This window comes from Pelomonas dachongensis, assembly GCF_043555865.1.
In the GTDB taxonomy this organism is placed as follows: domain Bacteria; phylum Pseudomonadota; class Gammaproteobacteria; order Burkholderiales; family Burkholderiaceae_C; genus Pelomonas; species Pelomonas dachongensis.
In genome coordinates this window covers 47,447-71,721 of record NZ_JBIGHY010000013.1, presented here as the reverse complement: position 1 = coordinate 71,721, position 24,275 = coordinate 47,447, and the positions used below count along the sequence as shown (strand labels likewise).

General features: G+C 67.8%; 16 protein-coding genes and 1 pseudogene. 10 read left to right on the top strand and 7 right to left on the bottom strand.

Annotated elements, in window-relative coordinates; translation table 11 throughout:
- Nucleotides 1-81 precede the first annotated feature (81 nt).
- Nucleotides 82-2,070, top strand: a complete 1,989-nt coding sequence (locus ACG02S_RS23865; RefSeq protein WP_394473003.1) for a rhamnogalacturonan lyase — start codon at nt 82-84, stop codon at nt 2,068-2,070.
- A 78-nt stretch (nt 2,071-2,148) separates the two neighbouring features.
- Here the strand turns inward: ACG02S_RS23865 and malQ are convergent, their stop codons facing one another.
- The 4 genes from malQ to ACG02S_RS23845 are packed head-to-tail and all read right to left on the bottom strand — an operon-like array spanning nt 2,149 to nt 10,413.
- Nucleotides 2,149-3,660, bottom strand: a complete 1,512-nt coding sequence (gene malQ / locus ACG02S_RS23860) for a 4-alpha-glucanotransferase (protein ID WP_394473002.1) — start codon at nt 3,658-3,660, stop codon at nt 2,149-2,151.
- 2 nt (nt 3,661-3,662) lie between these two features.
- Nucleotides 3,663-5,753, bottom strand: a complete 2,091-nt coding sequence (glgX, locus tag ACG02S_RS23855) for a glycogen debranching protein GlgX (protein ID WP_394473001.1) — start codon at nt 5,751-5,753, stop codon at nt 3,663-3,665.
- 15 nt (nt 5,754-5,768) lie between these two features.
- On the bottom strand, nt 5,769-7,946 hold the full coding sequence (glgB, locus tag ACG02S_RS23850; RefSeq protein ID WP_394473000.1) for a 1,4-alpha-glucan branching protein GlgB: 2,178 nt from the start codon (nt 7,944-7,946) through the stop codon (nt 5,769-5,771).
- Nucleotides 7,947-7,950: 4 nt separating this feature from the next.
- Nucleotides 7,951-10,413 carry a glycogen/starch/alpha-glucan phosphorylase gene (locus ACG02S_RS23845; protein WP_394472999.1) on the bottom strand — a complete coding sequence of 821 codons (2,463 nt, stop codon included), beginning with the start codon at nt 10,411-10,413 and terminating at the stop codon, nt 7,951-7,953.
- A 361-nt stretch (nt 10,414-10,774) separates the two neighbouring features.
- On the opposite strand from ACG02S_RS23845, the gene ACG02S_RS23840 reads away from it, so the two are divergent.
- The 8 genes and pseudogenes from ACG02S_RS23840 (at nt 10,775) to ACG02S_RS23805 (ending at nt 19,484) form a co-directional block, all read left to right on the top strand.
- Nucleotides 10,775-11,896, top strand: coding sequence for an ABC transporter ATP-binding protein (locus ACG02S_RS23840; RefSeq protein WP_394472998.1), 1,122 nt, complete (start codon nt 10,775-10,777; stop codon nt 11,894-11,896).
- Complete coding sequence (gene malE / locus ACG02S_RS23835; RefSeq protein ID WP_394472997.1) at nt 11,893-13,062, top strand: maltose/maltodextrin ABC transporter substrate-binding protein MalE; 1,170 nt, start codon at nt 11,893-11,895, stop codon at nt 13,060-13,062. Before ACG02S_RS23840 ends, malE begins: the two co-directional genes overlap by 4 nt.
- Before the next feature lie 5 nt (nt 13,063-13,067).
- Complete coding sequence (malF, locus tag ACG02S_RS23830; protein ID WP_394472996.1) at nt 13,068-14,636, top strand: maltose ABC transporter permease MalF; 1,569 nt, start codon at nt 13,068-13,070, stop codon at nt 14,634-14,636.
- A 280-nt stretch (nt 14,637-14,916) separates the two neighbouring features.
- Nucleotides 14,917-15,807 (top strand): maltose ABC transporter permease MalG, encoded by an 891-nt coding sequence (gene malG / locus ACG02S_RS23825; protein WP_394472995.1) that lies wholly within the window; start codon nt 14,917-14,919, stop codon nt 15,805-15,807.
- A gap of 5 nt (nt 15,808-15,812) precedes the next feature.
- Nucleotides 15,813-18,176 (top strand): glycoside hydrolase family 13 protein, encoded by a 2,364-nt coding sequence (locus ACG02S_RS23820; protein WP_394472994.1) that lies wholly within the window; start codon nt 15,813-15,815, stop codon nt 18,174-18,176.
- Nucleotides 18,177-18,260: 84 nt separating this feature from the next.
- Nucleotides 18,261-18,605 (top strand): annotated as a pseudogene (locus ACG02S_RS23815) (FKBP-type peptidyl-prolyl cis-trans isomerase); the annotation flags it as partial.
- A gap of 30 nt (nt 18,606-18,635) precedes the next feature.
- Nucleotides 18,636-18,983: an FKBP-type peptidyl-prolyl cis-trans isomerase gene (locus ACG02S_RS23810; protein ID WP_394473016.1), complete on the top strand. Its 348-nt coding sequence runs from the start codon at nt 18,636-18,638 to the stop codon at nt 18,981-18,983.
- Between the two features lie 81 nt (nt 18,984-19,064).
- A complete protein-coding gene (locus tag ACG02S_RS23805; RefSeq protein ID WP_394472993.1) occupies nt 19,065-19,484 on the top strand; it encodes a PilZ domain-containing protein in 420 nt (139 codons plus the stop codon).
- Between the two features lie 4 nt (nt 19,485-19,488).
- Here the strand turns inward: ACG02S_RS23805 and ACG02S_RS23800 are convergent, their stop codons facing one another.
- A complete protein-coding gene (locus tag ACG02S_RS23800) occupies nt 19,489-20,412 on the bottom strand; it encodes a LysR family transcriptional regulator (RefSeq protein WP_394472992.1) in 924 nt (307 codons plus the stop codon).
- Between the two features lie 96 nt (nt 20,413-20,508).
- On the opposite strand from ACG02S_RS23800, the gene metE reads away from it, so the two are divergent.
- Nucleotides 20,509-22,833, top strand: a complete 2,325-nt coding sequence (metE, locus tag ACG02S_RS23795) for a 5-methyltetrahydropteroyltriglutamate--homocysteine S-methyltransferase (RefSeq protein WP_394472991.1) — start codon at nt 20,509-20,511, stop codon at nt 22,831-22,833.
- Between the two features lie 376 nt (nt 22,834-23,209).
- Here metE and map read toward each other — a convergent pair whose 3' ends face one another.
- Both map and ACG02S_RS23785 read right to left on the bottom strand, forming a co-directional pair.
- Nucleotides 23,210-24,004: a type I methionyl aminopeptidase gene (map, locus tag ACG02S_RS23790; RefSeq protein ID WP_394472990.1), complete on the bottom strand. Its 795-nt coding sequence runs from the start codon at nt 24,002-24,004 to the stop codon at nt 23,210-23,212.
- Nucleotides 24,001-24,249, bottom strand: a complete 249-nt coding sequence (locus tag ACG02S_RS23785) for a ParD-like family protein (protein WP_394472989.1) — start codon at nt 24,247-24,249, stop codon at nt 24,001-24,003. The genes map and ACG02S_RS23785 overlap by 4 nt, the downstream gene beginning before the upstream one ends.
- Between the last annotated feature and the right edge of the window lie 26 nt (nt 24,250-24,275).

Here is a 24,275-nt window from a genome sequence, read left to right as displayed (position 1 = left end):
GCCCGCGCAGTCCTACCATCGCGCGCAGCCGCGGTGCCGTTCTGCCGCACCGCGCCCTGCCTTTCAAGGACTGCGCGAACCATGATTTCGTCTGGATCTTCTTCCCTGCAGCGGCGCCTGATCGCCGTTGCCGCCGCCCTCTCGCTGGCTGCCTGCGCCAACGCACAGCAGGCCCAGCACGCGCCGCGCTGGCTCGAAGCGCTGGACCGCGGTACCGTCGCCGTGCCCGCCGCTGACGGCGGCGTGCTGGTCAGCTGGCGCCTGCTGGCCACCGACGCGCCAGCCACCGCGTTCGACGTCTACCGCGATGGCGAGAAGCTCAACGCCAAGCCGTTGAACGGCGCCACCAACCTGGTCGACAAGGCCGGCACGCTGCATTCGACCTACGTGGTCAAGACCCGCGTACAGGGCAAGGACGTGGGTGCCAGCACGCCCGTGCCCGTGTGGGCCGGCGGCCGGCTGGCCCTGCCGCTGCAGAAGCCCGAGGGCGCCACCACGCCCAGCGGCGAGGCCTACACCTATGTCGCCAACGAGGCCAGCGTGGCCGACCTGGACGGCGACGGCCGCTACGAGATCATCCTGAAGTGGGACCCGAGCAACGCCAAGGACAACGCCTTCGGCGGCTACACGGGCGAGGTCTACATCGATGCCTACCAGCTCGACGGCCGGCGGCTGTGGCGCATCAACCTCGGCCGCAACATCCGCGCCGGCGCGCACTACACGCAGTTCCAGGTCTACGACTACGACGGCGACGGCCGCGCCGAGCTGGCCGTGCGCACCAGCGACGGCACGGTCGACGGCACCGGCCAGGTACTGGGCGATGCCACCGCCGACTGGCGCGAGAGCGGCGGCGAGCGCCCCACGCGCGACCGCACCGGAGCCAAGGTGCTGACCGACGGCAGCATGGTCGCCACCATGCAGGGCCGCATCGTCAAGGGCCCCGAGTTCCTGACCGTGTTCGATGGCCCGACCGGCAAGGCGCTCGCCAGCGCACCTTACTGGCCGGCCCGCGACCCGCGCACCGACGCGCCCACCGAAGCGCAGATGGCCGAGGTCTGGGACGACGGCTACGCGAACCGCTCCGACCGCTTTCTGGCCGGCACGGCCTATCTGGATGGCGAACGCCCCAGCATCGTCATGGCGCGCGGCTACTACGGCCGCACCACGCTGGCGGCCTGGGACTGGCGCGACGGCAAGCTGAGCCGGCGCTGGGCCTTCGACAGCGCCACGCCCGGCAACGAGCGCTTCGGCGGCCAGGGCAACCACCAGCTCAGCGTGGCCGACGTGGACGGCGACGGCCGCGACGAGATCATCTACGGCGCGATGGCCGTGGACGACGACGGCAAGGGCCTGTGGAGTTCGGGCCTGCTGCACGGCGACGCAATGGCAGTCGGCGACCTGGACCCGACGCACCCCGGGCTGGAGAAGTTCGGAGCCCACGAATCGGTGCGCGCCAATGGCGGCATCGGCTCGGCGATGCTGGACGCGCGCACGGGCCAGGTGCTGTGGAGCACGCCCGCCGACAAGGACACCGGCCGCGCGGTGGCCGCTGACATCGACCCGCGCCACCCCGGCGCCGAGGCCTGGGCCAGCAACGGCGACACCCTCTACACGGCGCAGGGCAAGCCCATCGAAGGCGTCAAGCGCCCGCGCGAAATGAGCTTCGTCGTCTGGTGGGACGGCGACGACCTGCGCGAGCTGTTCGACCGCAACCGCATCAACAAGTGGGACTGGGCCAGCGGCAGCTCGCGCCCGCTGCTGGAGGCGGCCGGCGCGCTACACACCAACGGCACGAAAAACGTGCCCCTCGTGTCGGCCGACCTGCTGGGCGACTGGCGCGAGGAAGTCGTGTGGCGCAGCGCCGACGACCAGTTCCTCTACATCTACACCACGCCCCACCCTACCGAGCGGCGCCTGCCCACGCTGATGCACGACGCCCAGTACCGGGTCGCCATCGCCTGGCAGAACACGGCCTACAACCAGCCGCCGTACCCGAGCTTCTTCCTCGGCGACGGCATGAAGGAGCCACCGCTGCAGAAGATCAACGCGCGGCGGGTGCAGCGGCCTTGACGGCCTGTGTCGCTGACCAGCGCTGAAAAAACGACAAGGGCCCCTCACGGGGCCCTTGTCAATGGCGCAAAGAACGGTTCAGTCGGGCAACTTCAGCAACTCGAACGGCCCCCGCCCCGCGGCTGCGGTGATGAGCCCCAGCACGCGCGTCGGTTCGCTGCCCAGCCAGTCCCAGCGGAAGCGCCAGCCCCAGTTGCCGCCCAGCACGCCGGGGACGTTCATCCGGTGTTCGGAACCCAGGCCCAGCACGTCCTGCAGCGGGTAGACGGCCATGTTGGCCACCGAGTTGGCACAGGCGCGGATCATGGCCCAGTGGATGTCCTGTTCGCTGCAGGCCAGGTAGGATCCAACGAACGCGCGCTCACGGGCCTTGGCCTGGTTCCACCAGCCTCGCACGGTGTCGTTGTCGTGTGTGCCGGTGTAGGCCACCGACGTGGTGGCCCACCTGTGCGGCAGGAACTCGTGGTCGGCTTCGCCGCCGAACGCGAACTGCAGGATCTTCATGCCGGGGAAGCCACAGCCGTCGCGCAGCGCATGCACGTCGTCGGTGATGAAGCCCAGGTCTTCGGCCACGATGGGCAGCGGGCCAAGCGCCTGGCGGATGGCGTCGAACAGCGGCATGCCGGGGCCGATCTTCCATTCGCCGCGCGTGGCGTCGGGGCTGTCGGCAGGAATCTCGTAGTAACCGGCGAAACCGCGGAAATGGTCGATGCGGAACACGTCGGCCTGGCTCAGCGCGCGCCGGATGCGTGCCGTCCACCAGGCGTAGTTCTCGGCGGCCATGCGGTCCCAGCGGTACAGCGGGTTGCCCCAGCGCTGGCCCAGCGGCCCCAGATCATCGGGCGGGCAGCCGGCGACGACCGTGGTCTGGAACTCATCGTCCAGCGAGTACAGGTCGGGGCGCGACCAGCAGTCGGCGCTGTCGTGCGCGACGAAGATGGGCAGGTCGCCCATGAGGTTGACGCCGCGCTCGTTGGCGTAGGCCTTCAGCGCGCCGATCTGCACGTCGAACTGCCACTGCACGAACTGCCAGAACGCGATCTCGTCGGCGTGGTCCTTGCGCGCCTTCGCGAGCGCCTTGGGTTCGCGGCGCTTCAGGCCGTCGTCCCAAGTCCACCACGGCTGGCCGTTCAGAGGCGAGCGGATCGCCATGAACAGCGCGTAGTCGTCCAGCCAGCTTTGCTGCGCCTCGCACCAAGCGGCAAATGCCTTGCGGTCGGCTTCCGTTGCGCTGTCAAAGAAGCCCTTCGCAGCCGCGCGCAGCTGTTGCTCACGCCACGGCGTAACCTGGCCGTAGTCGACATGATCGCCATTGAACGGCGGCACATCCGGCTGCTTCAGCCAGCCCTTGGCGATCAGCGGCTCCAGCGCCACCATCCACTGGCTGCCGGCAAACGCCGACACGCCCTGGTAGGGCGAATCGCCGGGGCCTATGGGCGTGGTCGGCAGCAGCTGCCAGACGCTCTGGCCGGCGGACTGCAGCCAATCGACGAAGCGATAGGCATCGGGGCCGAAGTCACCCATGCCGTGCGGGCCGGGCAGCGAGGTGATGTGCAGCAGCACACCCGAGGAGCGTTGGTTCAGGTTCATGGCTAGGCGTGTCGCAGCACGACGAGTGATCGGGCCGGCACGCTGAGCGGCTGGCCGGGAAGAACGAGGGGCGCGGCCGATTCGCCGCTGCTGTCGAGCACCAGTTGCCACGGTCCGTTGCACAGCAGGAAGGGCAGCGGCGCCGGGTCGGGGTTGAAGACGATCATCAGCCGAGGTGCAGCCGCGCCTGCCTCGCGCCGAACTTCAAACAATTGGGCGCCGAAGGCACGCTGGCCGGCGTCGTGCCAATCGTGCGGCGTCATCTCGTGGCCGCTGGGTGCGTACCAGGCGATGCTGGCCTCGCCCGGGCCGGCAGCAAACCAGCGCGGGTGGCGCAGCAGCGGCTCCTGCGCACGCAACGCCAGCAGCTGCGCGACCAGTTCGGTCAGACCGCCGTCGGCGCGGTCCCAGTTGAGCCAGGTCGTCTCGTTGTCCTGGCAGTAGGCGTTGTTGTTGCCGCCCTGGCTGTTGGCTATCTCGTCGCCGGCGCACAGCATGGGCGTGCCCTGCGCCAGCAGCGTCGTCGCCAGCAGCGCGCGGCGCACGCGCTCGCGGGTGGCGTTGACGGCGGCATCGTCGGTCGGCCCTTCGACGCCGAAGTTCGCGGCCAGCTCACCGTCGCGGCCGTCGCGGTTGTCCTCGCCGTTGGCATCGTTGTGCTTGGTGGCGTAGCTGGTCAGGTCGGCCAGCGTGAAGCCGTCGTGTACGGCCACGAAGTTGATCGACGCGGTCGGCAGGCGCTGGCCGTGGTGGAACACGTCGCTGGACGCCATGAAGCGCCGCGCAAACTCGCCGCGGCCGACGCCCGGTCCGGCCGCCAGCCAGTAGCCGCGCGCCGCGTCACGGAATTTGTCGTTCCACTCGAGGAAGCGGCCCGGGAAGCGGCCAACCTGGTAGCCGTCGTAGGCGGCGTCCCAGGGCTCGGCGATGAGGTGCACGCCGGCCAGCACCGGGTCCTGCCGCAGTGCGGTGAAGAAGGCGGCATCGGGGTCGAAGCCGTGACTCGTGCGGCCCAGCACGGGTGCCAGGTCGAAGCGAAAGCCGTCCACGCCCATCTCGGCGACCCAGTAGCGCAGCGAGTCCAGCACGAACTGCGTCACGCGCGGATGGGCGCAGTTGACGGTGTTGCCGCAGCCGGTCAGGTTCTCGTTGTGGCCCAGGTCGCCGGCCGTGAGCCTGTACCAGGTGGTGTTGTCCAGGCCGCGGAAGCTCAGCGTCGGCCCGAACTCGTTGCCCTCGGGCGTGTGGTTGTAGACGACGTCCAGCACCACCTCCAGGCCGGCGGCGTGCAGCGCATCGACCATCTGGCGGAACTCCGCCGTCACCGCGGTCGGGTCGTGCCGGTGAGCCGACTGCGCCCAGCGCGGGTCGGGGCAGAAGAAGCCCAGCGTGTTGTAGCCCCAGTAGTTGTGCAGGCCGCGCTCGGCGAGGTGCGGCTCATCGATGCAGTAGTGCACCGGCAGCAGCGACAGCGTCGTCACGCCCAGACGCTTGAAATGCGCGATGGACGCCGGATGCGCCAGGCCCGCGTAAGTGCCGCGCAGATCCTCGGGCAGGCCGGGCAGAAGTTTGGAGAAGCCCTTGACGTGGACCTCGTACAGCACCACGTCGCTCGGCGCGCGGCGCGGCGTGTGGGCGCGCGCGTGTGCCACCGGCGGCGGCGCCACGCGGGCCTTCAGCGCCTGCGTCGCGTTGTCGCGGTGGTCCAGCGAGCGTGGGCCGTCGGGGTGGCCCAGCTCATAGCCGTGGTGCTCGGCACGCCAGCCGAAGTGGCCGACTATTTCTCGCGCCCACGGGTCCAGCAGCAGCTTGTGCGGGTTGAAGCGGTGGCCCTGCTCCGGCGCGTAAGGGCCGTGGGCGCGGATGCCGTAGACGAGGCCGGGGCCGACGCCCGGCAGGAAGCCGTGAAAGACGCCATCATGCGGGCCGTCCAGCGTGTAGCGGCGCAGCTCGCGCTGGCCTTCGGCGTCGAACACGCACAGCTCGATGCGCGTCGCGTGCTCGCTGGGAATCGCAAAGTTGACGCCGCCGTCGCGGGCAAAGGAACCCAGCGGCTCATGCCAGCCGGGCTGAAGGTCGGGGAGGTGAGCCATCGACTGCAGACTCGATCAGATCGGGACAAAAAAGACTGTAGCCAGCGGCGGCAGGTTGATCGTGATGGACAACCGCCGCCCGTGTGCCGGCTGATCCTGCACCGGCAGGCCGGCCGCGGCGACACCGTTGCCGATGTTGCTGCCGCCGTAGTAGGCCGAGTCGGTGTTCAGCGCCTCGCGCCACGCGGTCACGCCGTCGGGCACGCCCAGCGAGTAGCCCTCGCGCGGCACGGGCGTCATGTTGCAGACGACGAGCACCATGCGGCCCGTGCCATCACGGCGCACCCAGGCGAAGATGGAGTGCTCGGCATCATGCGCGCTGATCCACTCAAAGCCGCCGGCCTCGCAGTCCAGCCGGTGCAGCGCGCTGTGCTCGCGGTAGAGCTTGTTGAGGTCGCGCACCAGGCGCTGAACGCCGGCGTGGCGGTCGTCTTCGAGGAGTCCCCAGGGCAGCGACTCGGCGTGGTTCCATTCGTTGCGCTGCGCGAACTCCTGACCCATGAACAGCAGCTTCTTGCCGGGGTGCCCCCACATGAAGCCGTAGTAGGCGCGCAGGTTGGCGAACTTCTGCCAGTCGTCGCCCGGCATCTTGGCGAGCATCGAGCCCTTGCCGTGCACGACCTCGTCGTGCGAGATGGGCAGCATGAAGTTCTCGCTGAACGCGTAGATCAGGCCGAAGGTCATCTTGTCGTGATGCCAGCGGCGGTTGATCGGGTCCTCGGCCATGTAGCGCAAGGTGTCGTTCATCCAGCCCATGTTCCACTTGTAGTGAAAGCCTAGGCCGCCCGTGTAGGTAGGCGCCGAGACGCCGGGGAAGCTGGTGCTCTCCTCGGCCACGGTGATGGCGCCGGCAATCTCGCCGACGTGCTCGTTCATCTCGCGCAACATGGAGATGGCTTCCAGGTTCTCGCGGCCGCCGCGGATGTTCGGAATCCATTCGCCGGCCGGCCGCGAGTAGTCGCGGTACAGCATGCTGGCGACCGCGTCCACGCGCAGGCCGTCCACACCCCAGCGCTCGATCCAGTAGACGGCGCTGCCGACCAGGAACTGGCGCACCTCGGTGCGGCCGAAGTTGTAGATCAGCGTGTTCCAGTCGCGGTGGAAGCCCTCCTTCGGGTCCGCGTATTCGTAGATGCGTGTGCCGTCGAACTCGGCGAGACCATGCGGATCGGCAGGGAAGTGCGCCGGCACCCAGTCCAGCAAAAGCCCCAGGGCGGCGTCGTGGCAGGCCTTCACGAAACGCGCGAAGCCCTCGGGCGGGCCGAAGCGCGCGCTGGGCGCGTACAGGCCCAGCGTCTGGTAGCCCCAGGAGCCGTCGAACGGGTGCTCGCTGATGGGCATCAGCTGCAGATGGGTGAAGCCCATGTCGGCCACATAGGTGGGCAGCTGCTCGGCGAGTTCGTCCCAGGTCGGAAACTCGCCTGCCACGCCCCGGCGCCACGATGCCGCATGCACCTCGTACACGCTGATGGCCGACTCGCGGCGGTTCGCGCGCTCGCGCTGGCGGGGCAGCGGCGTCGGCTCGGGCAGCGCAGCGACGATGCTGGCGTTGTCCGGCCGCAGCTGCGCGCGGCGCGCGTAGGGGTCGGCCTTCAGCGGCAGCAGCGTGCCGTTGCCAGACACGATCTCGAACTTGTAGAGGTCGCCCTCGGCCGCATGCGGCACGAAGATCTCCCACACGCCGGCCTCGTGGCGCAGCCGCATCGGGTGGCGGCGGCCGTCCCAGTTGTTGAAGCTGCCGACCACGCTGACGCGCCGCGCGTTGGGCGCCCAGACCGCGAAGCGCACGCCGGCCACGTCGCCGTGCTGCACAAGGTGCGCGCCCAGGCTCAGCCAGGGCCGGGCGTTGCTGCCAGCGGCAAAGGCCTTCAGCTCGGCGTCGCCAAGCTGCGGGTAGAAGGCGTACGGGTCGGCATACACGCCCTCCCCGCCTCCGTCCCAGCGCACGGCCAGCCGGTAGTCGAAACGATGCTTGCGGCGCGGCACCTGCGCCTCGAAGAAGCCCGGGCGTCGCGGCTCCAGTTCAACGAGCTGCTTGCCGCTGGCGGCATCCACCAGCGCGACGCCGGCCGCCCCCGGCAGCAGCGCACGCACCCACAGCCGGCCTTTGTCGTCTGCATGCAGGCCCAGCCGCGAGAAGGGGTCGGCGTGGCGGCCTGCCAGCAGGGCGTCGAGGTCGGCTTCAGTCAGCATCAGTTCAGTTCAGACTCTTCACGGACCAGACACGGTCCACGTACTCGGCGATCGTGCGATCGGACGAGAACGGGCCCATGCCGGCGATGTTGCGCAGGGCGCGTTCAGCCCAGGCGGCGCGGTCGGCGAACAGCTGGTCGACCTTGGCCTGGGTGGCCACGTAATCGGCGAAATCTGCCATCAGCAGGTAGACGTCGCGGCCCAGCAGACTGTCGACGAGGCTGCGATAACGCTCGGTGTCGCCATTGCTGAAGACCCCGGCGGAAATGGCGTCGATGACGCGCTTGAGCTGGCGATTCTCTTCGACGTACAGGCGCGGGTCGTAGCCCAGCTGCTTGATCTTGGCGACCGCATCGGCGCGCAGGCCGAACACGAACATGTTCTCCACGCCCATGGCTTCGGCCATCTCGATGTTGGCGCCGTCCCAGGTGCCGATGGTCAACGCACCGTTCATGCCGAACTTCATGTTGCCGGTGCCCGAAGCCTCGGTGCCGGCAGTCGAGATCTGCTCGGACAGGTCGGCCGCCGGGATGATGTTCTCGGCCAGCGTGACGCTGTAGTTGGGCAGGAACACGAGCTTGAGCTTGTCGCCCACGCGCGGGTCGCTGTTGATGACGCGGGCCACGTCGTGCGCCAGTCGCACGATGCTCTTGGCCGTTTGGTAGGCCGACGCCGCCTTGCCGGCGATGACGACCGTGCGCGGCACCCAGCTCGCCCCATTCACACCTTCAGGGTTGTCGCGGATGGCCTGGTAGCGGCTGATCACGTGCAGCAGGTTCAGCAGCTGGCGCTTGTACTCGTGGATGCGCTTGATCTGGATGTCGAACAGGCTGTCGACGTTGACGTTCAAGCCCAGCTCGCGGCGGATGACGGCGGCCAGGCGCTCCTTGTTGGCGTGCTTGACGGCCAGGAACTCCTCGCCCAGCTCGCGGTTGGCGGCGAGCGGCGCCAACTCACCCAGCTCGGCCAGGTTCTTGCGCCAGCCGTCGCCGATGCGGCTGTCCAGCAGCGCCGATAGTGCCGGGTTGGCCTGCTGCAGCCAGCGCCGCGGCGTGACGCCGTTGGTGACGTTGTGGAAGCGCTCGGGCCAGATGCGCGCGTAGTCGGCAAAGATGGTTTGCACCATCAGCTCCGAATGCAGTGCCGCCACGCCGTTGACGCGGTGCGACGCCACCAGCGCGAGCGACGCCATGCGCACGCGGCGCTCGCTGCCGTGGTGGCCTTCGTCGATCAGCGACACGCGCGCGGCCAGGGCGTCGTCACCGGGGAAGCGTGCTTGCAGTTCATCCAGGAAGCGCTGGTTGATCTCGTAGATGATTTCCAGGTGGCGCGGCAGCAGGTGCTCGAACATGCGCACCGGCCAGGTCTCCAGCGCCTCGGGCATCAGCGTGTGGTTGGTGTAGGCCACCGCCTGGCGCGTGATCTTCCAGGCCTCGTCCCAGCCCAGGCCGTGCTCGTCCAGCAGCAGGCGCATCAGCTCGGCCGGCGCCAGCGCCGGGTGCGTGTCGTTCAGGTGGATGGCGTTGCTCTTGCCGAGGTTGTGCAGCGAACCGAACTCGCGCAGGTGGCGAGCCACCAGGTCCTGCAGCGACGCGCTGACGAGAAAGGCCTCCTGCTTCAGCCGCAGCTCACGGCCGGCGTCGGTGGAGTCGTCCGGGTACAGCACCCAGTTGATCGAGTCGGCCAGCACTTGGTGGCGCGCGGCGCGGGTGTAGTCGCCTTCGCAGAAGGGCTTGAACGCGATGGGTGCGGCCGTGGCCTGCCACTGGCGCAGCGTGGACACGCGCTGGCTGTAGTGGGCCGGCACGACGAAGTCGAAGGCCTCGGCCTCGATGCGCTCGGCCGGCTGCCAGCGGCGCACGCCGGAGGCATCCACCTCGACGCGGCCACCGAAGCCGACGTGGTAGCGCAGGTCGTGGCGCGGCAGCTCCCAGTCGGGCGCGTGGCGCGTCCAGTCGTCGGGCTGCTCCAGCTGGCGGCCCTGGCTGATGACCTGGGCGAACGTGCCGTAGCGGTAGCGCAGGCCGTACCCGAACGACGGCAGCTCCAGCTCGGCGAACGAATCCAGGAAGCAGGCGGCCAGGCGACCCAGGCCGCCATTGCCCAAAGCCGCGTCGGGTTCGCGCTCCAGCACATCACCCAGGGCCAGGCCTTGCTCGGCCAGCTTGGCCTCCAGCGGCGCGGTGAGCTTCAGCGCGGCCAGCGCGTTGGACAGCGCGCGGCCCATCAAGAACTCCATCGACAGGTAGTGCACGCGGCGCACCGGCGCCGTGTCGCCGCGCGCGGCGTCGGCCTGCTGCGTGGCGGCCCACCGGCGCGCCAGCGTCTCGCGGCAGGCGATGGCCGCGGCATGCAGCGCGGCCTGCAGCGTCGCGCCGTGGCTGGACTGCGAGATCTCGCGCTCGTAGGCGCTCTCGAAGGCCCCACGCAAGGCCTTGTCTTCGGGAGTGAGGGCAGACGACTTCATCGCGGTGGGAGTCTTGGACCCGGGCTTGCGTTGAACAGTCAGCGCGGAGCTGGGGCGGGTTGGGGTGTTCATCAATGCCGGCCCTCGGAGGTCGAGAGCAAGAATGCTACCGGAGGGCAGCGCTGGCCGAAGTATCGGACACCTCCGACGAGTTTTGTAGTTTGACTACATCGGGATAACCCGAATCTATCTTCAAATGATTGATTTTTAAGGGTTTCACGCCAATTCAAGAGGGTAGCCTCTGTTGTTACCACGCGCTTGAGCCGTGTATATTGTCTACAACGACTGTCGAAACACAGAAACTTCGACGTCAAAACGAGACAAGCCAGGCGCCAGGCGCCCGGCGACGGAAAGGTGAGAAGTGGCAGACGTTCGACTGAGCGGCGTGGAGAAGGCGTACGGCGACATTCGCATCCTGCACGGCATCGACCTGGAGATCCGCGCCGGCGAGTTCATGGTGTTCGTGGGGCCTTCGGGCTGCGGCAAGAGCACGCTGCTGCGCTCCATCGCGGGGCTGGAAGAGATCACCGGCGGCACGCTGAGCATCGGCGGGCGCGTGGTCAACGACGTGCCGCCTGCCGAGCGCGGCATCGCGATGGTGTTCCAGTCGTATGCGCTGTATCCGCACATGAACCTGTTCGACAACATGGCGTTCGGGTTGAAGCTGGCGAAGGTACCCAAGGCCGAGATCGAGACGGCGGTGCGAGATGCCGCCAAGATCCTGCACATCGAGCATCTGCTGGACCGCAAGCCCAAGGATTTGTCCGGCGGCCAGCGGCAGCGCGTCGCCATCGGCCGCGCCATCGTGCGCAAGCCCAATGTGTTCCTGTTCGACGAGCCGTTGTCCAACCTCGACGCGGCGCTGCGCGTGCGCATGCGCTACGAGTTCTCCAAGCTGCACGAGGACTTGAAGACCACGATGATCTACGTGACCCACGACCAGGTGGAGGCCATGACGCTGGCCGACCGCATCGTCGTGCTGTCGGCCGGCAAGGTCGAGCAGGTCGGGTCGCCGCTGGAGCTGTACGAGCATCCGCGCAACCTGTTCGTCGCTGGCTTCATCGGCAGCCCCAAGATGAACTTCATCGCCGCCGAGGTGGCTGCTCATGCGGCCGACCACATCGGCGTGAAGCTGGCCGGCAGCGGCGTGCTGCTGACCGCCCGCGTGGACGGTAGCGGCGTCAAGCCGGGCGACGCCGTCACCGTCGGCGTGCGGCCCGAGCACATCCGCCAGGGTGGCGAGGGCAACCTGCTCCAAAGCACGGTGGCTTTCGTCGAGTCCCTGGGCGGCCTGACCTTTGCTTACTGCCCCTACCCCGGCCTGGACGAACCGCTGACCTGCCAGTTCGAGGGCCGCAACGGCAGCGACCGCCTGCGCAGCGGCCAGGCGCTGGACCTGCACCTGCCGGCCGAGGCGCTTTACGTGTTCGATGCCGACGGCAAGGCCTTGCGCCGCCTGGCCGCGCCGGATCTGCGCTCATGAAGTGGCTGCCCCTGCTGGCCGCACTGGCTGCTGCCCCAGCGCTGGCCGAAAGCCCGAAGCTGATGGTCTGGATCAACGGCGACAAGGCCTACAACGGTCTGCAGAAGGTCGGCGACGCGTTTGAGAAGGCGTCGGGTGTCAAGGTCGTCGTCGAGCACCCAGTGGACCCGACCGACAAGTTCCAGCAGGCCGCCGGTGCCGGCAAGGGCCCGGACATCTTCTGCTGGCCGCACGACCGCGTCGGCGAATGGGCCAAGGCTGGGCTGCTGACGCCGCTGCGGCCCTCGGCGAAGCTGAGAGCCGAATCGGAAGAGACCGCGTGGCAGGCGCTGAGCTACCGCGGTCGCATCTGGGGCTACCCCATCGCCATCGAGACCACCGGCCTCATCTACAACAAGGCGCTGGTGCCCACGCCGCCCGCGACGTGGGACGAGGTCATCGCGCTGGACAAGAAGCTGCAGGCACAGGGCAAGCACGCCATCCTGTGGCACTACAGCAAGAGTTTCTTCAGCTGGCCGCTGCTGGCGGGTGCGGGCGGCGTCATCTTCGACCGCGACGCGCAGGGTGACTACGACGCGACCCAGGTCGCCGTGAACAACGCTGGCGCTCTGGCGGGCGCGCAGATGATGGAGCGTCTCATCAAGGACGGACATATGCCCAAGGGCGCGACTTACGCCGAGATGGAATCGGGCTTCGCGCGCGGCGAGGTGGCCATGATGATCTCCGGCCCGTGGGCCTGGGACAACGCACGCAAGGCCAAGATTGACTTCGGCGTCGCCGGCATCCCGGCCGTCGTGCCTGGCAAGCCAAGCAAGAGCTTCGTCGGCGTGCTGGGCTGCATGATCTCGGCGCCCAGCAAGAACAAGGACATCGCCAAGGAGTTCATCGAGAACCACCTGATGCGCCCAGACGCGCTGAAGGTGCTGGACGCGGACGTGCCCATTGGCGTGCCGGCCAACAAGGCCTTCTACGCCGAGCTGTCCGTCAACCCGCTGATCGCCGCAAGCATGACCAACGCGCGCAACGGCGCGCCCATTCCGAACATCCCCGAAGTGGGCCGCTTCTGGACCGCGATGGACGCGGCGCTTGAGGCCATCACCAACGGACTGCAATCACCGAAGGACGCACTGGACGGCGCCGCCGCACGGATGCTGCTGAACAAATGAATGCGTTGTCCTCTCCCCTCGGGCAGGGCGCCTACTCGACGCTGCCACCCTCCTTCGGCGAGCGTGTCGGCCGGCTGCTGTACTGGCCGGCTGTGGTCGCCCTCATCGTCGGCGCCCTGTACCTGGTGTTCGCCGTCTACGCGACCGGCCAGGCCGCGTGGGCCACGGGCCTGCTGGTGCTGTTCACAGCCGGCTTCTACGCCTACCTGAGCCGCGGCGGCTTTGCGTGGCGCTACCTGTTCCCCGGCGTAGCCGGCATGTTGGTGTTCATCGCCTTCCCGCTGGTCTACACGGCGCAGATCGGCTTCACCAACTACTCCAGCACCCACCTGCTCAGCGAGAGCCGGGTGCGCGAGTACCTGCTGGAGCAGTACGACGCCGTCGAGGAACAGGTGCTGGGCTACAGCCTGCATGCCAGTGGCGCCGAGTACCGCCTGGTGCTGAAGGCCGAGGGCGATGCAGCGCCGCGCTGGATGTCGCCGCCGCTGGCGCTGCGCGCGGACAAAAAACTGCGCGTGGACCTGGCTGCCGCCGACGCCTCCACGCCCACTGGCGCTGCACTGGCGTTGCCCGAGTTGATCCGCCACCGCGAGGCGCTGGCGCAACTGGTGCTGGTCCAGCCCGACAAGACCGAATTGCACTATCTCGGCCTGCGCGAGTTCGGCCCCGTCAAGCCGCAGTGGAGACCAGAAGGCGACGACCGCCTGACCCGCACCGCAGACGGCGCCGTCTTCAAGCCCAACCGCGACACCGGCTTCTTCGAGTCCGCCAGTGGCGAGGTGCTGCAACCCGGCTTCAAGGCCTTCATCGGCGTGGGCAACTACGCGCGCATGCTGTTCGACGCCGAGTTCCGCGGCCCCTTCCTGAGCATCTTCACGTGGACGGTGGTGTTCTCGGCGCTGACGGTGTTCTTCGCCACCGCCATCGGCATGCTGTTCGCCGTGATGCTGAACTGGGAGGGCATGAAGTTCCGCACCACCTACCGCACGCTGCTGTTCCTGCCGTATGCGGTGCCAGGCTTCATCTCCATCCTCGTCTTCAAGGGCCTGTTCAACCAGAACTTCGGCGAGATCAACGCCATCCTGGACGCGCTGTTCGGCGTCAAGCCCGCGTGGTTCGCCGACCCGACGCTGGCCAAGACGATGCTGCTCATCGTCAACGTGTGGCTGGGCTACCCGTACATCATGATCCTGTGCTCGGGGCTGCTGAAGGCCATTCCCGCGGACCTGTACGAGGCCTCGGCGCTGGTGGGCGCTTCGCCGGCCACCAACTTCTTCAAGATCACCGCGCCGCTCATCATCAAGCCGCTGGCGCCGCTGCTTGTCAGCGCCTTCGCATTCAACTTCAACAACTTCGTGCTGATCGCGCTGCTGACCGACGGCCGGCCGGACTTTCTGTCCACCAAACTGCCTGCGGGCCAGACGGACATCCTCGTCAGCTACACCTACCGCATCGCCTTCCGCGACTCGGGCTCGGACTTCGGCCTCGCCGCAGCGATCTCGACGCTGATCTTCTTCCTCGTCGCGGCGCTGTCCCTCATCAACCTCCGTTTGTCGGCCAAGGCGCAGAGATGATGGGTAGCGCTCGTTGGAGATGGCAAGCGCGGCAGCCAAGGGACTTCGCGCCCCCCGCCCGCTGCGTGGTCTCCTCCTTTAACCTCGTCCCTTGGCCGCCGCACTCGCCGACCGACCACACACCGGTTCTTCGACGAGAAAACCCGCAGCAGCCGGATCAGCCCGGGTGGGCAGGCTGCGCAGCTAAAGGAGGAGCCCGCGCAGCGGGCGGGGGACACGGAGCAGACCGCGCACCCGGCCTGATCCAGTCCCGCACAGAAAGACATTGGGAGTTCTGAAAATGGCCATCGTCCTCGGCAAACAAGCCCGCTGGCGCACGCTCGCCGCGCATGCGGTGATGTGGGTGTTTATCGCCATCACGATGTTCCCGCTGCTGGCCGTCGTGTCCATCTCGCTGCGCCCCGGCAACTTCGCCACCGGCAGCCTGATCCCGACCGAGATCAGCCTGGAGCACTGGAAACTCGCGCTTGGCATCCCGTACCAGGCAGCGGACGGCAGCCTCGTGCAGCCGCCGTTCCCCGTGCTGACCTGGCTGTGGAACTCCATCAAGATCGCCACGGTGTCAGCCTTCCTCATCGTCGCCATCTCGACGACCGCCGCCTATGCCTTCGCGCGGCTGAAGTTCTCATTCAGCAAGCCGGTGCTGAACGGCATGCTGCTGCTGCAGATGTTCCCGCCGGTGCTGGCGCTCGTCGCCATCTTTGCCATCTTCGAGACCATCGGCAACTACGTGCCGGCGCTGGGCGTCGAGACGCATGCGGGCCTGGTACTGGCCTACCTCGGCGGCATCGCCACGCACGTGTGGACCATCAAGGGCTACTTCGAGACCATCCCAGTCGAGATCGAGGAGAACGCCAAGGTCGACGGCGCGACGCACTGGCAAGCGTTCTCGCGCGTGCTGCTGCCCATGTCCGTGCCCATTCTGATGGTTGTGTTCGTGCTGGCATTCATCGGCACCATCATCGAATACCCGGTCGCCTCCATCCTGCTGCGTGAAGAGGGCAACCTCACGCTGGCGGTCGGCTCCAAATACTTCCTGCACGATCAGCGGTTCCTGTGGGGCGACTTTGCCGCCGCCGCCGTGCTGTCCGGGCTGCCGATCACGGCGGTCTTCCTGCTCGCGCAGCGCTGGATCGTGTCCGGACTGACGGCGGGCGGTGTGAAAGGCTGATTCCCATGTTGAAGACCACCGCGCTGCTCGCAGCGCTGCTTTCGCTCGCCCCTGCCTACGCGGCGGACTGCAAACCCGCCCCGCTCGGCAGCGCCACGATCTACCTGCGCGGCGGCCTGAACAACTGGTCGGCTGCGGACGAGCACGCCTTCGAGTACCGCTGCGATGCCTACTTCCTGAACCTGAAGGCGACGGGCGCGCAGGAGTTCAAGCTGGCCGACGAGGACTGGTCGCCCGCCCTCACCTTCGGCGGCGACGCCGACGGCCAGCCAACACGCACTGGCACGGGCAATCTCAAGCGCGAGTTCAGCGGCGAGCACACGCTGCGGCTGGCCTTTGCGCCCGACGGCAGTGCCAGGCTGAAGGTAGGCCCCAAGACCTTCAATCCCACGCCTCCCCAGCCCATCACAGACCGCGCCGCGCTGGGCGCCCGCTTCGACTCGCGCAGCGTGGCCTTCAAGGCACCGTTCGGCGCGCAGCCCGCCGGCACCGAGATGGCCTTCACAGTCACCGGCGACCGCCCGGGCCTGAAGCGCGCCACGCTGGTCATCGAGCGCCGCCATCTGAGCGGCAACCAGGAGCAGCTGAGCTACGAGCCCGTCGCGCGCATAACCATGGCGGCGCAGGGCAGCGCCTTCAAGGCCATCCACGTGTTCACCGACACCGGCGTCTACGGCTACTGGTTCGAGATCGAGACCGACCAGGGCGTCTACGCGCTGCAAAACAACAAGGACACCATCTACTGGACGCGCGAGAAGGGCTCCATGGGTGCGGCCAGCATCGAGCGCCTGCCCAGCAATATGAACCGCGTGCGCCGCTACCGCCAGACCATCCACGCGCCCGGCTTCGAGGTGCCGACCTGGGCGAAAGACGTCGTGTACTACTACGTGTTCCCGGAACGCTTTCGCAACGGCGACAAAGCCAACGACCCGCGCCCCGGCGGCGGGCGGCCGCAGGACCGCTACCAGGACCGCGACGTGGAACGCCACGCGACGTGGAACGAAAAGCCCTTCAAGCCAAACACCGGTGACGGCTCCGACGCGTTGTTCAACAACGACTTCTTCGGCGGCGACCTGGCCGGCCTCATCGACAAGCTCGACTACATCAAGAGCCTCGGCGCCAATGCGCTGTACCTGACTCCCGTCTTCCGCGCGCCCAGCAACCACAAGTACGACGCGGCCGACTACAAGCAGATCGACCCCGCCTTCGGCACCAACGCGGACTTCGAGCGCCTGTGCGCCGAAGCCGCCAAGCGCGGCATCCGCGTCATCCCCGACACCTCACTGAACCACGTCGGTGCGGACTCGCCGTACTTCAACCGCTTCAACAACTTCCCCGCCGGCGGGGCCTTTGATGGCGGCAAGATCAACGCCGCCTCGCCCTATGCGACATGGTTCAAGTTCAAGACTGACGAGACCGACCCCGACAATCAGTTCCAGGGCTGGGTCGGCGTGAAGGACCTGCCCGAACTGGACAAGAACGCCCCGTCCTGGCGCGCCTACGCCTACCGCGACGCCGACTCGGTGACCAACTACTGGCTGGACCGCGGTGCCGCGGGCTGGCGCATGGACGTGGCGCCCTGGGTGCCTGACGACTTCTGGCGCGAATGGCGCACCGCCCTGAAGGCCAGGAAGCCCGACGCGCTGACGGTGGCGGAGACCTGGTTCGACGCCAGCAAGTACTTCCTCGGCGACATGTTCGACAGCACGATGAACTACATCTTCCGCAACGCGGTGCTGGACTACGCGGCGGGCAAGTCGGCCCGGCAGATGGCCGCCAACCTGGAATTGCTGCGCGAGGCCTACCCGCCGCAGGCCTTCTCGGCGCTGATGAACCTGCTGTCCACGCACGACCAGCCGCGTGCGCTGCACCACTTCGACGAAGACGCCGACCTGGCGCTGGCCAAGCGGCGCCTGCGCCTGGCGGTGTTCTTCCAGATGACTTACCCCGGCGCGCCGACCATCTACTACGGCGACGAGGTGGGGGTCGGCGGCGGCGACGACCCGTTCAACCGCGCGCCCTATCCCTGGGCTGACGAAGGCGGCACGCCCGACGAGACGCTGCTGGCCGACTTCAAGCGGCTGACGAAACTGCGCCACGACCTGCCGGTGCTGCGCCACGGCACGCTGCGCGCGCCGCTGCACGCGGACGACCACGTGCTGGTGCTGGCCCGACAGGACGGCCACACCTGGGCCCTCACCGCCACCAACAACAGCCTGAAACCGCGCACGGTCAGCGTGCGGCTGCCCGCCAGCCTGGCCGACGCGCCGCAGCTGGCGGACGCGCTGGGCGGCCCCGCATGGCGGCCCCGGGCCGGCCGGCTGACGCTGACGCTGCAGGCGCTGTCGGGCCTGGTCCTGACGCGCTGAAGGCCTTCTGATCGCGGGGCGGCAAGGCTGTGCGATGCGGCGGCGACAATGCCGACTGTTTCTCCTACAGATCAAGGATTACCCATGAACACCACGCCCAGCGGCCTGCAATACGAAGACACGACCGTCGGCGACGGCAAGACCGCCATGGCCGGCCAGGACGTGACCGTGCACTACACCGGCTGGCTGTGGGTGGACGGCGCCAAGACCACCAAGTTCGACTCCAGCCTGGACCGCCGCGACCCGTTCGAGTTCGAGCTGGGCGCCGGCATGGTCATTCGCGGCTGGGACGAAGGCGTGCAGGGCATGCAGATCGGCGGCAAGCGCACGCTGATCATCCCGGCCGAACTGGGTTATGGCGCACGCGGCGCCGGCGGCGTGATCCCGCCCAACGCGACGCTGTGCTTCGAGGTCGAGCTGCTGGCGCTCGCGGGCGGCCCCGAGCACGTCGAACTGAACCTGCACACGGCCTCCAGCGGCCTGCAGTACGAGGACCGCGTGGTGGGCCAAGGCGCCGTGGCCGAGAAAGGTCAGCGCGTGTCGGTGCACTACACCGGCTGGCTCTACAAGGACGGCATGCGCGGCAAGAAGTTCGATTCCAGCAAGGACCGCGGCCAGCCCTTCAAGTTCAGCCTGGGCGGCGGTGAGGTCATCCAGGGTTGGGACGAAGGCGTGCAAGGCATGAAGGTCGGCGGCACGCGCATGCTGGTGCTGCCGCCTGAGCTGGGCTACGGCGCCTACGGGGCAGGCGGCGTCATTCCGCCGAACGCGACGCTGCTGTTTGAAGTGGAACTGCTGACGGTCTGATCCTAGGGACGATAGGGGCTGACAAGTGCCTGTCATTCGCCCATGCTGTGATCCGACCCACCACGGAACCCGGATCACCCCATGACGACGATTGACCAGCGCCGCGCCCCCCGTGTCGAGTTCTTCCTCGTGCCTGCCGAGCACGAGCAGTTGCCCGTCTGGATCATCAAGCCGCAAGGCCTGACCGACGCGCACGGTGGGGTCGTCGTCAACCTCAGCGAGGACGGCCTGCAGATCCTCTGCGCGGCCGAGCCCGTGCTGGACGCTCCGCACTACGAGCTGCGCCTGCTGCTGGGCGAGGACGGAGGCGTGCCGCTGTTCAGCGCCGCGGTGCGCCGCGTCTGGACGCGCCCGCTGAGCCGCATCGTGCAGCTCAGCGGTTTCGAGTTCGAGTCGTCCCACTCGCAGGCCGAGGAGTTCCTGCGGGCGCAGACCGCCCAGATCACCGCGCGCCAGTGGGTGCGCTGCGTGCTAGTGGAGCGCATGCCGGCGCTGGCCTGATCGTTCAGAGCAGGCTGACCCCGGCCAGGTTCAGCAGCGAGGTCTCGCGCATCAACCGCACGAAGTCGGCCAGGAAGGGTTTGGCCGCCAGGCCCGGCGTGCTGACGGCGTACAGCCTGCCCGTCAGCCCGCCCTCGCCGATGCGCTGCCGCGCCACATAGCCGCGCGCGAGGTAGTTCTCCACCGCCCACATCGGCAGCGCCGCAATGCCGCGCCCGCTGGCCACCAGCTGCAACATGGCCACCGTCAGCTCGCTGGTGCGGCGCGGCGGCGCGATGCCCGCCGGCTGCAGCACGCGGCGCACCAGGTCCAGCATGTCGTCGGGCACCGGGTAGGTGATGAGCGTCTGGCTGGCGAAGTCCTCTGCGGTCAGCCAGGGCTTGCCGAGCAAGGCATGCCCCTTCGGCAGCAGCGCCACGATCTCGAAGCTGAACAGCGGGTGCACGACGACGCCCGTCTCGTCGGCGTCCACATCCGACACGATGGCCAGCTCGGCGCGGTCCTGGTGCAGCAGGCCCACGGGGTCGGCCTGGAAGCCGGACACGATGTCCAGCTCCACCTCCGGCCAGCGCTCGCGGAAGGCGTCCATCGCGGGCATCAGCCAGTCGAAGCAGGTGTGGCACTCCACTGCGATGCGAAGCTGACCGGCAGAGCCGTCCACCAGCCGGCGCACGTCGCGGTCGGCCTCGTCCACCTGCGGCAGCACCGTGTCCGCTAACTTCAGCAGCCGCTGGCCCACGACGCCGAACACCAGCGGGTGGCTCTTGCGCGCGAACAGCTCGGCGCCGTAGTGCTCCTCCAGGCCTTTGAGCTGATGGGACAGCGCCGACTGCGTGAGGTTCAGCAGCTGCGCCGCGCGGGACAGATTGCCGGCCTCGCGCAGAGCGATCAGCGTGCGCAGGTGGCGCAGTTCAAGCGGGGTTTTCATGAGCAGAACTGTTGATGAACCCGAAAACGTTTCGTTTGATTCATTCTGCCTGCTTTCGGATCATCACGAATCTAATTCATTCTTCATAGATTCATCATGATCAAGACTCATATTCTCGGCTTCCCGCGCATGGGCGAGCACCGCGAACTGAAGACAGCGCTGGAGCGCCACTGGCGCGGCGAGCTGCCTGCCGCCGCGCTGGAGGTCCAGGCTGCCACGCTGCGCGCGCGCCACTGGGCGCTACAGAAGGACGCCGGGCTGGACCACGTCACCGTGGGCGACTTCGCCCTTTACGACCATGTCGCCCAGCTGATCCAGCTGTTCGGCTGCGAGCCGGCGCGCTTCGGCTTCACCGGCGGCGAGCCGCCGCTGCAGCGCTACTTCACGATGGCCCGCGGCACGGTCACGCACGCGCACATCGACGCCTGCGGCTGCGGCGGCGCTGCGAGCGAAGGCGTGCCGGCGCTGGAGATGACCAAGTGGTTCGACACCAACTACCACTACCTCGTCCCCGAGTTCGACGCTGCCACGGAGTTCAAACTCCACGCTGAGCGCCTGCTGGCCGAGGTGGACGAAGCCATTGCGCTGCCCGCCAGCCCCAAGGTCGCGCTGCTCGGGCCAGTCAGCTTCCTATTCCTAGGCAAAAGCAAACAGGACGGCTTCGACCGCCTCGCGCTGCTGAACCGTCTGCTGCACGTCTACGAACAGCTGCTGACCCGCCTGGCCTCGCGCGGCGTGACCTGGGTGCAGCTGGACGAACCCATCCTCGGCCTGGACCTGAGCCCGGCCTGGCGGGACGCACTGCGCCAGGCCTACGCGCGCCTGGGCGTCGTCGGCCAGCCGCTGCTGCTGGCCACCTACTTCTCGCCGCTTGGCGACAACCTCGACCTGGCCTGCGAGCTGCCTGTTGCCGGCCTGCATGTCGACGCGGTGCGCGCGCCGGCCGAGCTGCTGCCTGTGGCCCGGCGCCTGCCGCTGGAACGCGAGCTGTCGGTGGGCATCGTCGATGGCCGCAACATCTGGCGCAGCGACCTGGACGCCGCCCTCGTGCAGCTGCGCCAGGTGCAGGCACTGCGCGGCGGGCGGCTCTGGGTGGCGCCGTCGTGCTCGCTGCTGCATGTGCCCTTCAGCCTGCGGCATGACAAGTCGCTGGACTCGGAACTGCAGAGCTGGCTGGCCGGCGCCGTCGAGAAGCTGAACGAACTGCGCGTGCTCAAACGCGCGCTGTGGGGTGATGAGGCAGGCGTGGCCCGCGAGCTGGCCGAATCGCGCATCGCCCGCGCCAACCGCATCGCGAGCCGCCGTGTGCGCAACGCCAGTGTCGCGGCCCGGCTCAACGCGCTGCCGGCCGATGCCGACCAGCGCCGCTCGCCCTTCCCCACCCGCCAGGCTGCGCAGCGCCAGCGCTTGCGCCTGCCCGCGTTCCCCACCACCACCATCGGCTCCTTCCCGCAGACGCCCGACATCCGCGCCGCCCGCGCCGCCTTCAAGCGCGGCACGCTGGCCGAGGTGGACTATCGCGAAGCCATGAAGCGCGAGATCCAACTCGCTGTTAGCAAGCAGGAGACGTTAGGCCTGGACGTGCTGGTGCACGGCGAAGCCGAGCGCAACGACATGGTCGAGTACTTCGGCGAACAGCTTGCCGGCTTCGCCTTCACAGCCAACGGCTGGGTGCAGAGCTACGGCTCCCGTTGCGTGAAGCCACCGGTGCTGTTTGGCGATGTGTCACGCCCGAAGGCGATGACGGTGGACTGGACCGTCTTTGCGCAGAGCCTGACTGCCAAGCCCATGAAGGGCATGCTGACCGGTCCCATCACCATCTTGCAATGGTCCTTCGTGCGCGACGACCAGCCGCGCGCCGACACCGCCCTGCAGGTCGCACTGGCCATCCGCGACGAGGTGGCCGACCTGGAGGCCGCCGGCATCGCCGTCATCCAGATCGACGAACCGGCCATCCGCGAAGGCTTGCCGCTGCGCCGTGACGCGTGGGCGGCCTACCTAGCCTGGGCCACGCGCGCCTTCCGCGTGGCCGCCAGCGCGGTGTGCGACGACACGCAGATCCACACCCACATGTGCTACTCGGAGTTCAATGACATCCTCCCCGAGATCGCCGCGATGGACGCCGACGTCATCACCATCGAGACCAGCCGGTCAGACATGGAGTTGCTGCGCGGCTTCGGGCAGTTCAAGTACCCCAACGAGATCGGCCCCGGCGTCTACGACATCCACTCGCCGCGCGTACCCGACACGGCCGACATGCTGCGCCTGCTGAAGAAAGCCGCCGAGGTCATTCCGCCGGAGCTGCTGTGGGTCAACCCGGACTGCGGGTTGAAGACGCGGGGGTGGGCAGAGACGGAGGCGGCGTTGGGGAGGATGGTGGAAGCGGCGCGAGCGTTGCGCGAGGCGCAGTTAGCGGTCTGAACGGAGCGCTCACCACGTCGGCTTAGCATTGCCGCAATCGAAAAGGCGCCTGACGCCGCGAGGTAGGCATGAGATACGTGGTCGACTGCCGCCAAGTTCGGTCCCTTGACGACCTGATCGATGAGTTCAACAGAGGGTTTATCTCCCCTGTCGGGGGCAAATGGACCGGCAATCTCGACGTGTTGAACGACTACCTGTCATGGCCCGAACAGGCCCCTTACGACTTGGTGATTCTCGGCGCTTCGCGATGTTCCGAAGTCTTCAACGTCAAGGCGAACGAGCGGCACGAAATGGCGTCGTGGCCCCTCATCCAAGAAATCCTCGCCGACAACAAGCACCAAGTGCGTGTGGAACTGAAGTACCCCATGCCTCTGCATCATTCAATCGCCGGATACTCCCCCAGCCCATCCGGCCACGGCGTCAGGATCTCGAAGCCGTCCTTGGTCACGGTGACCATGTGCTCCCACTGCGCCGACAGCGCTTTGTCGCGCGTCACCACCGTCCAGCCGTCGTTCAGCTCTCGAATGCCCGCGCCGCCCGCGTTGATCATGGGCTCGATCGTGAAGATCATGCCCTCCTGCAGCTTCAAACCTTCGCCCGGCCGGCCGAAGTGGTTGACATGCGGGTCGTCGTGATAGACGTCGCCAATGCCATGGCCGCCATACTCGCGAACGACGCTGAATCCGGCCGCGTGAGCGACCTTCTGGATGGCATGGCCCACATCCCCTAACGTCGCACCCGGGCGCACCTGGCGGATGCCGGCGCGCAGCGCCTCGTAGGTGGTCATCACCAGCCGGCGCGCCAGCACATTGGTCTCGCCGACGATGAACATGCGGCTGCTGTCGCCGAACCAACCGTCCGGCGTCGTCAGCGTCACATCCACGTTGACGATGTCGCCTTTCTTCAGAGTCTTGTCCTTGCTCGGGATGCCGTGGCAGACGACATGGTTGGGCGAGATGCAGGCCGTCTTCGGAAAGCCGTGGTAGCCGACGTTCGACGGCGTGCACTTCAGCTCATCGACGATGTAGTCGTGGCAGATGGCGTCCAGCGCTTCGGTCGTCACGCCGGGCACGACGTGGGGCTTCAGCATGGCCAGCACCTCGGCGATCAGGTGGCCGGCCGTGCGGGCCTTGGCGACTTCCTCGGGGCTGCGCAGCTTGAGACTCTTCATGCGCGTGCTCCCTTGGCTTTCGCTGGCTGACTCCAGCCCGCCAGGCGCGCCAGGTCCAGCCCGCCTTCCTGCTCGGCGCGGATCAGCAGCTGGCAGATGTCGCTGTGGCTCAGCTGCGGGTGCAGCTCGGCCAGCATGCCGATGCGCATCCAGTGCTCGGCCTGGGCATTGATGGAACGCGACAAGGCCTGGCTTGCAAGGCGCAGGCTCTCGTGCAACGGATCGGAGATTTTGACGATTCCCATGCCGCGACTATATACGCTTCGTATAC